General features: G+C 45.1%; 7 protein-coding genes. 1 reads left to right on the forward strand and 6 read right to left on the reverse strand.

The genetic code is table 11. The features are described from left to right. Positions 1-14 precede the first annotated feature (14 nt). The 6 genes from QUB33_RS19065 to QUB33_RS19090 all read right to left on the reverse strand — a co-directional run bounded on the left by QUB33_RS19065 (position 15) and on the right by QUB33_RS19090 (position 5432). Positions 15-1751 carry an NAD+ synthase gene (locus QUB33_RS19065; RefSeq protein WP_333352604.1) on the reverse strand — a complete coding sequence of 579 codons (1737 nt, stop codon included), beginning with the start codon at positions 1749-1751 and terminating at the stop codon, positions 15-17. 87 nt (positions 1752-1838) lie between these two features. Continuing rightward, positions 1839-2132 (reverse strand): isochorismate lyase, encoded by a 294-nt coding sequence (locus tag QUB33_RS19070; protein ID WP_333068455.1) that lies wholly within the window; start codon positions 2130-2132, stop codon positions 1839-1841. A gap of 70 nt (positions 2133-2202) precedes the next feature. Then, positions 2203-2952, reverse strand: a complete 750-nt coding sequence (locus tag QUB33_RS19075) for an NrtR DNA-binding winged helix domain-containing protein (RefSeq protein ID WP_333352607.1) — start codon at positions 2950-2952, stop codon at positions 2203-2205. Further along, positions 2913-3512, reverse strand: a complete 600-nt coding sequence (locus QUB33_RS19080) for a nicotinate-nucleotide adenylyltransferase (RefSeq protein ID WP_333352610.1) — start codon at positions 3510-3512, stop codon at positions 2913-2915. The genes QUB33_RS19075 and QUB33_RS19080 overlap by 40 nt, the downstream gene beginning before the upstream one ends. A gap of 124 nt (positions 3513-3636) precedes the next feature. Next, positions 3637-5040: a nicotinate phosphoribosyltransferase gene (locus QUB33_RS19085; protein WP_333352613.1), complete on the reverse strand. Its 1404-nt coding sequence runs from the start codon at positions 5038-5040 to the stop codon at positions 3637-3639. A 197-nt stretch (positions 5041-5237) separates the two neighbouring features. Continuing rightward, complete coding sequence (locus tag QUB33_RS19090) at positions 5238-5432, reverse strand: hypothetical protein (protein WP_333352616.1); 195 nt, start codon at positions 5430-5432, stop codon at positions 5238-5240. A 109-nt stretch (positions 5433-5541) separates the two neighbouring features. Between QUB33_RS19090 and QUB33_RS19095 the strand changes: the two genes are divergently transcribed. Further along, positions 5542-5688 carry an isochorismate synthase gene (locus QUB33_RS19095; protein ID WP_333352619.1) on the forward strand — a complete coding sequence of 49 codons (147 nt, stop codon included), beginning with the start codon at positions 5542-5544 and terminating at the stop codon, positions 5686-5688. The last annotated feature ends 1038 nt before the right edge of the window (positions 5689-6726 follow it).

Raw genomic sequence — 6726 nt, forward strand, 5'->3', positions numbered from 1 at the left:
GTTTAATGATGCGTTTAATAAAATGAAGATTTGGCGATCGGCATCCGCCAACCGGTACCAAAAGCTCGATCGCTAATTTTCAAACCCGGGGCTGCTTGTCGCCGTTTAAACTCCGCTTGTCTGACTAATTTTACTACACGTTTAACCACCGCTTCATCGTGTCCTGCAGCGACAATTTCTTGGGCAGATTCGTGATGTTCTATCAACCGCTGCAAGATGTCATCCAAAACATCGTAATCCGGCAAAGAATCTTGGTCAATTTGTCCCGGTTTCAGTTCAGCACTCGGCGCTTTACTAATAATATTAACCGGAATAATTTCCTTTGCCAGAGGCGGCGACGGGGACACCGCCCCTACATATCCGCTAGAATTTAGCCACCGACAAAGCGAATAAACGCGAGTTTTCGGCACATCGGAAATCACCGCCAATCCCCCATTCATATCGCCGTAGAGAGTGCAGTAACCCACAGCCATTTCCGACTTATTCCCAGTCGAAAGCAGCAAATGTCCGAACTTATTGGAAATTGCCATCAACAGATTGCCTCGAATCCGCGATTGAATATTTTCCTCAGCAATCCCGAAAGTTGTGTTGACAAACAAATTGGCGAGAGTGCCATCGTAAGTTTTCATCAAATCGCCGATCGGCAATAGTTCGATCGCGATGCCCAGATTTCGGGCTAATTCCAAAGCATCATTAACCGAATGATCCGAACTATAAGGAGAAGGCATCAGCACCCCTAGAACATTTTCGGGTCCGATCGCGCAACTGGCGATCGCCGCCACCAAAGCCGAATCTATTCCGCCGCTCAAACCGAGTACAACCTTAGAAAAACCGCACTTGCGAACATAATCTCGTACTCCCAAAACCAAAGCCGCCCATATTTCGGCATCTCCTTCTGCCGGATAAAAACTCAACGGCACCGCCTCAATTCCTGCTGCACTTTGCTGATGGCTGCCAACTAAATCTTGTTTAGCTGCGTCATATTCCAGCACCGCAAAATCCGTTTCAAAAGAAGCTAATACCTGAATTAAATCACCCTTTCGATTCACAGCAAAACTGCTGCCGTCAAAAATAATATCGTCATTTCCCCCTACCTGATTAGCGTAAATAATCGGTAGCCCGCAGCGGATGACGCTGTGCTGCAACATCGCCGATCTCACTCCCCGCTTCCCCGCAGAATAAGGCGAGGCCGACAAATTCAGCACTAAATCTACACCCAATTTTGCCAAATCGGAAACAGGATCGCCTGCGTAACTGCGTTTACCCCAAAATTCCTCATTGTTCCACAAATCTTCACAAATTGTCACGCCGACTTTGAGTTCGCCAATAGAAAAGTAATTGCTGTTTTCTCCTGGTTCAAAATATCTATCTTCATCAAATACATCATAAGTAGGCAACAAGCGTTTATGAAAAACTTGTTTGACAACGCCATTTTGCAACAAAACAGCGCTATTAAACAATGATTTTCCGCCGAGTTTAACAGCATTAGCATTAGGTAAGGCAGTACCTGCTATGACTGCCAACTCCGGCGGCAAACCTTGCGCCAGTTGCAGCAACTGTGCACCTGCATCTGCAATGAAACTCGGATTAATTAACAAATCGCGCGGCGGATAACCGATCAGGGAAAGTTCCGGTGTTAGCAATAAGTTTGCGCCCTCAACCTCAGCTTTTTTCGCAGCCTCCAGAATTAGGTTGGAGTTGCCCAAGATATCACCAATAGTAGGATTGAGTTGTGCGATCGCAATTTTCATATCACCAAATCACTTAATAAATATTGCTAACAATCCGCCCGCGCGGGCTCACTTTCCTATAGTCCTAGATTTGAATGTAGCGAAAACTTACTTAGATTTGTAATGTTTTAACTCTTCCTCAATATAATAATTTACCAAATCCCGGTAAATATTTTCCACGACATCAGGATTCAAACCCGATTCTTTAGCCCACTCGCGCCGCTGTTGTAACATAGCCTGAAAGCGATCCGACGATCGAACGCTAGCTTCACTCGTTTTGAACCTTGCAGCCGCGATGACGTATTGAAATCTCTTGCTCAAAGCCTCGATCACTTCTCGATCGATGATATCAATTTCCTCCCGAACTTCGTGAATATTAGCGCATTCATCAGGGTCTTTCATAGTCTGCACTCCTTAATAGCTTCTATTCTAATGTTACTAAATTGATCCCCGAATGTCATCCAAGGAACAGCTAGATAAACACCAGTGGCTTATTTTTGAAAGGAGCAAAAGCGGCCGCATCAAAGCGGTACAAACTAGCAGGGCGACCCGCCCCGCGCGAAACCTTAACACCGGTATCGCACAAAAAACCCAATTTTAACAATCGAGATCTAAAATTAGAATAATCCGAAAAACTTTCCCCCAAAATAGTTGTATAAAGCTGATACAAATCGCTCAAAGTAAAAAGTTCCGGCAAAACTTCAAAAGCTACCGGACTGTATTCAAGTTTGTTACGCAGTCGCCGATATCCGTATTCGAGAATTTGATTGTGATCGAAGGCAAGCTGTGGAACTTGTTGCACGGGATACCAAGCAATGCCGCCGACGCGGTGCCCGACGCCCGCCACTACACTCCCAGCAATTAACTCAGCTTCCTCAAAGCGAACCAAAGCAAAATAACTCACCGAAAGATAGCGATCGCCCCTGGTAATTTCCCGAGGATCGCGCCCCGGTTCTCCGAAAGTATACAATTGCTCCAGATACAAATTTTTTACCCGAATTTTCTCAGACAAAATTCGGTAAGCCGCATTTTCAAGAGACTCGCCCTGACGCACCAAAGTACCGGGAAGACTCCAAGAATCGATAAACGGTTCGTCTTGCCGCATTACCAACAGCACCAACAAGCGGTTCTGCACGGCATCGACGGAGAAAATCACATTATCTACTCCTACTTTAAAGTCAGCTAATGAGCAACCTTCGCCCTTTTTCGTGCCTCGTGCCATGCGTACAAATGCTCCCTATTGATGTAATCTTCGATGGTCGGAGTCAGAGCTTCCCTGTCTCCTGTTTCCCGATAGGAAGTAGAAGAAACATTGGGAGCACTCAAAGATGCGATCGCCACGTCTGCACCCAGGCGCCTCAACTGCCACAAATCTAATTGCTCTGACGGATAACCGGGCCGCGGTACTATCAGTAACTCCACTTGTTTTAACAATTGTTCAAATTTGTACCAGCGAGGCAGTTGCCCCACCAAGTCCGAACCTATTACCAGCGTCAAATCTGCATTCGGCCACAGCAATCTTGCTTGTTCCACAGTTTCCACCGTCCTCGGACTGCTGAGTTCTGGATGCAAGCAAAGATTGTGTCTGGGCGAATTAATTTCTTGAATCATTAACAGCAGCATTGCCGATCGGTGTTCTAGAGAAGTTTGGTGCGACTTAAAAGGATTGTCCGACGCCCAAACTGCTACCCAATCAAAATGTTGGGAAAGCCAACTCAGAATTGTTTTGTGTCCTGCTGTGGGCGGATCGGCACTGGTTCCAAAAAGAGCAATCTTCTGCATAGGGAATCGGTAATTGTTGACTGTTGACTGTTGACTGTTGACTGTTGAGTGTTGGCTGTTGATTGATGACTAATGACTGTTGATTGTGGCTGTTGATTGTTGGCTCTTGATTGATGACTACTGACTAATGACTCTTTTTCGTTTTTTGGGTGAGACTCTGCAAATCAGTAGAAATTTCCACCTGCGGCGAAATCGGGTTGTCAAGTTGGCGAGTTTCGGGTCGAAGACTGGCGACAGAAGCAGCAGTTCGTTTGGCGATATCGTCCAAACTTTCCGGGTTCTGGACTCGTTTGCCGTCCTTGACAACCAATTTCATTAATGGTACATGAGAATCGCAATTCTTAATATTTTCTCCTGACAATCCCAAACAATCTCCGAGAATTTGCCCATTTTCAATATGTCTAAAAATTTGCTTTCTTCCTGGATATGTTACCTTGCCGCTTGCCTCTTTCATCACCGGAATTCCGTCAATTTCCACCAACTTATAAACACCGTTGACAGGAGAACCGCTGACCAACTTGGTTCCCAAACCGTAACCGTCAATGCAAGCGCCGCTACTTTTTAATTTCGCAATTTCTCGATCGTCCAAATCGCCGCTAGCAAAAATAGGAACGCCCGGAAGGATCGATCGAACTTCCCGAGACAGCACCGCCAAATCGCCCGAATCCAGCCGCACGCCTTCCAACTGCATTTCACCGCTGTTGACTCGATCGGCCAACATCCGCGCCGCCGCCACAGTATCATAAGTATCGATCAGCAGCGGCGCCCCCGGAAAATAGCGGTGAAAAGCTGCAAACGCCTGATTCTCGCTGCCTTCGAGGGCAGCCACAGCCATTACCAAAGCATGGGCGATCGTACCGACAGGCTTGCGGCCCAACTTCAAAGCAGCCAAAACATTAGAAGTTCCGTCGAATCCCGCAGCCAGAGCAGCCCTAGCCGCCCAAACAGCAGCTTGAGGCCCAAAAGCCCTGCGCGTCCCGAATTCAAGCAACTTAGCCTCCGGGCCCGCCACATCGCGCAGCCGCGCTGCCCGCGTCGCAATCAAAGTTTGATAATTTATGGCATTTAATAAATAAGTTTCCACTAACTGAGCCTGCCACAGAGGAGCCTCAATTCGCAGCAGAGGCTCGTTGGCAAACACCGCCGTTCCCTCCGGAACCGCCCAAACATCGCCAGTAAAGCGGGCTGTGGCGAGTAAAGTCCAAAATTGCTCCGGGGCGCCGGCAAAAATCCCAGTGAACTGCAAAGCCTGAATTTGGGCCGGCGAAAACCGAAATTTCTCCAAATAATCGAGAACTTGGGCCAAACCCATCGCGATCGCGTAGCCAAAACCCTCTGGCAGCCTGCGCGCGAATAATTCAAAACTCGCGGCCCGCCCGTCGAGCCCTTCCCCGACATAACAAGCGGCCATCGTTAGCTGGTAGAGATCGGTCAAAAGGCTGTAATCTGCTGAAGAAACCGTTAGTTCCCGGTCTTCTAAGATTTCTTCAAAACCTGTGAGCTGCAGGCTTTCTGTGGTAGTTTTCATAAGAAAAACCCCGGACAAACTTCTTTTTTTTAATTATAGTGACAAACACCATATCTTTTTGTAAATCTTTGATAAAGATTACCTATATTTGTCGGAGAAATTCGCTGGTTATGCCCTTTTATAGCGGATTTCGGTTAATTTGTACATTAATATTATGGTAAAACCAATATAAATATTTAATTTAACAAACTCAGGAATTAACCACAAACACTCAGGCGTTCCGGGTTTTTTGCGAAAATATTTCCTTGCAGCCTTTGAACAGAGTTAGACAACCCGGTTTCTGAGCGTCGGGAGGGCGATCGCGACAGCTTGAGTTGACCAAGGAAAAATCTACCAGCAAAAGGTCGATCGTCCAACAATGCGTAATTCCTAAAACCTTCAGCTTGCTTCAATGTTGCAGACCAATAAGTAATTCAAATAAATATTGCTAAAGTCATCCATAGCCCAAAAATCCGAGTAATCTAATAAGTATCAGAACCCAGATTAAGAGAGGCAGATTCTATGAATCTTTCTAAATCTTTGGCAAACGCGATGCGTTACGTTTCGGAAGCAGCGGTGCGGATTTTTAGCCCCAGCGATGACAACTATCCAAATAGTGGAGTTCAACCTTTTGAAGGTAAGCTCTCCAAGAGTTCAAAATCGAGATAATGAGCAGCCATTCTGGCACTTTATAACGAGTTCGGCACAGGCTGCAGTCAGTTTAACAGTCAACAGTTAACAATTAATTGTTGACTGTTGACTGTTGACTGTTGACTGTTGACTGTTAATAGTAATTGTAGGTGGGGTTTCCCTTCCTTCTACCCCACCTACAATTACCAATCACCGATTACACTGAACTTCCCCAATTGACAAAAAATATATTCAGGGTAGTAAGCTTTTGAAATAAAGATTTTTGCCCCGGTTTACTGCGTATAAATTAGAGCAATACTCCGGACAGTTTTTAAATAGGGATGCTTACGCAATAAAGCACAGAAGCGAAAAAACTGAGTGGTATCTGAACCCAAAATAAACAGAAAAAAAGGCACTCTTTTAGGTTAAGCTATAAAAACACACAAGCTCAACAGATTGCCTTATGAAGATTATTGAATCCATCTTACAACAAATGCCAGGAATTAGTCAACCCAAAAAGAAGTTTTTAATCACTTTATTCTCAACTATTTTGCTGGTCTATGGTAAGGTCAACTTCACGAATCTCAGTCGTTATAGTTATTTGAGCGAAAAAACCTACCGTCGTCACTTTCTCAAAAACTTTAATTTTCCACAATTTAATCAATAATTCCTCGAATCTGCCTTAAATCCTGAACACACAGTCATTGCCGTTATCGATTGTTCTTTTTTAAGAAAAAGTGGCAAAAAAACTGACGGTAAGGGTTATTTTTATAATGGTGTAGCGGGGAAATCGGAACAGGGGTTGGAAATTTCTGTGATTTCTATTGTCGAAATTGAGAGTCGTTTATCTTATAGCTTAAGCGTACAACAAACTCCATCACGCCCTCAAATAAAGCCGGTGAAAAAAATGCCACCAAATCCGAAGAATTGCTGGTCTAAGAAATCTTGCAAAAAACAGGCGCCTCAAAGCTCAACGCCTGAGACCACAAGAGTTGATGACTATCGGGACTTAAACAAATTTTAAGCCCAAACAAAGCCTAAACTGGCTTTATAAGCGGAGAATACGTCCCAATTTTG

Origin of the sequence: Microcoleus sp. B3-A4, from assembly GCF_036705385.1 — a bacterium.
Classification (GTDB): domain Bacteria; phylum Cyanobacteriota; class Cyanobacteriia; order Cyanobacteriales; family Microcoleaceae; genus Microcoleus.

What these genes read in the sequence shown, in the direction of transcription:
- QUB33_RS19095 (WP_333352619.1), top strand. Translation starts at nt 5,542, where the DNA reads ATGAATCTTTCTAAATCTTTGGCAAACGCGATGCGTTACGTTTCGGAA.
- QUB33_RS19080 (WP_333352610.1), bottom strand. Translation starts at nt 3,512, where the DNA reads ATGCAGAAGATTGCTCTTTTTGGAACCAGTGCCGATCCGCCCACAGCA.
- QUB33_RS19085 (WP_333352613.1), bottom strand. Translation starts at nt 5,040, where the DNA reads ATGAAAACTACCACAGAAAGCCTGCAGCTCACAGGTTTTGAAGAAATC.
- QUB33_RS19070 (WP_333068455.1), bottom strand. Translation starts at nt 2,132, where the DNA reads ATGAAAGACCCTGATGAATGCGCTAATATTCACGAAGTTCGGGAGGAA.
- QUB33_RS19075 (WP_333352607.1), bottom strand. Translation starts at nt 2,952, where the DNA reads ATGGCACGAGGCACGAAAAAGGGCGAAGGTTGCTCATTAGCTGACTTT.
- QUB33_RS19065 (WP_333352604.1), bottom strand. Translation starts at nt 1,751, where the DNA reads ATGAAAATTGCGATCGCACAACTCAATCCTACTATTGGTGATATCTTG.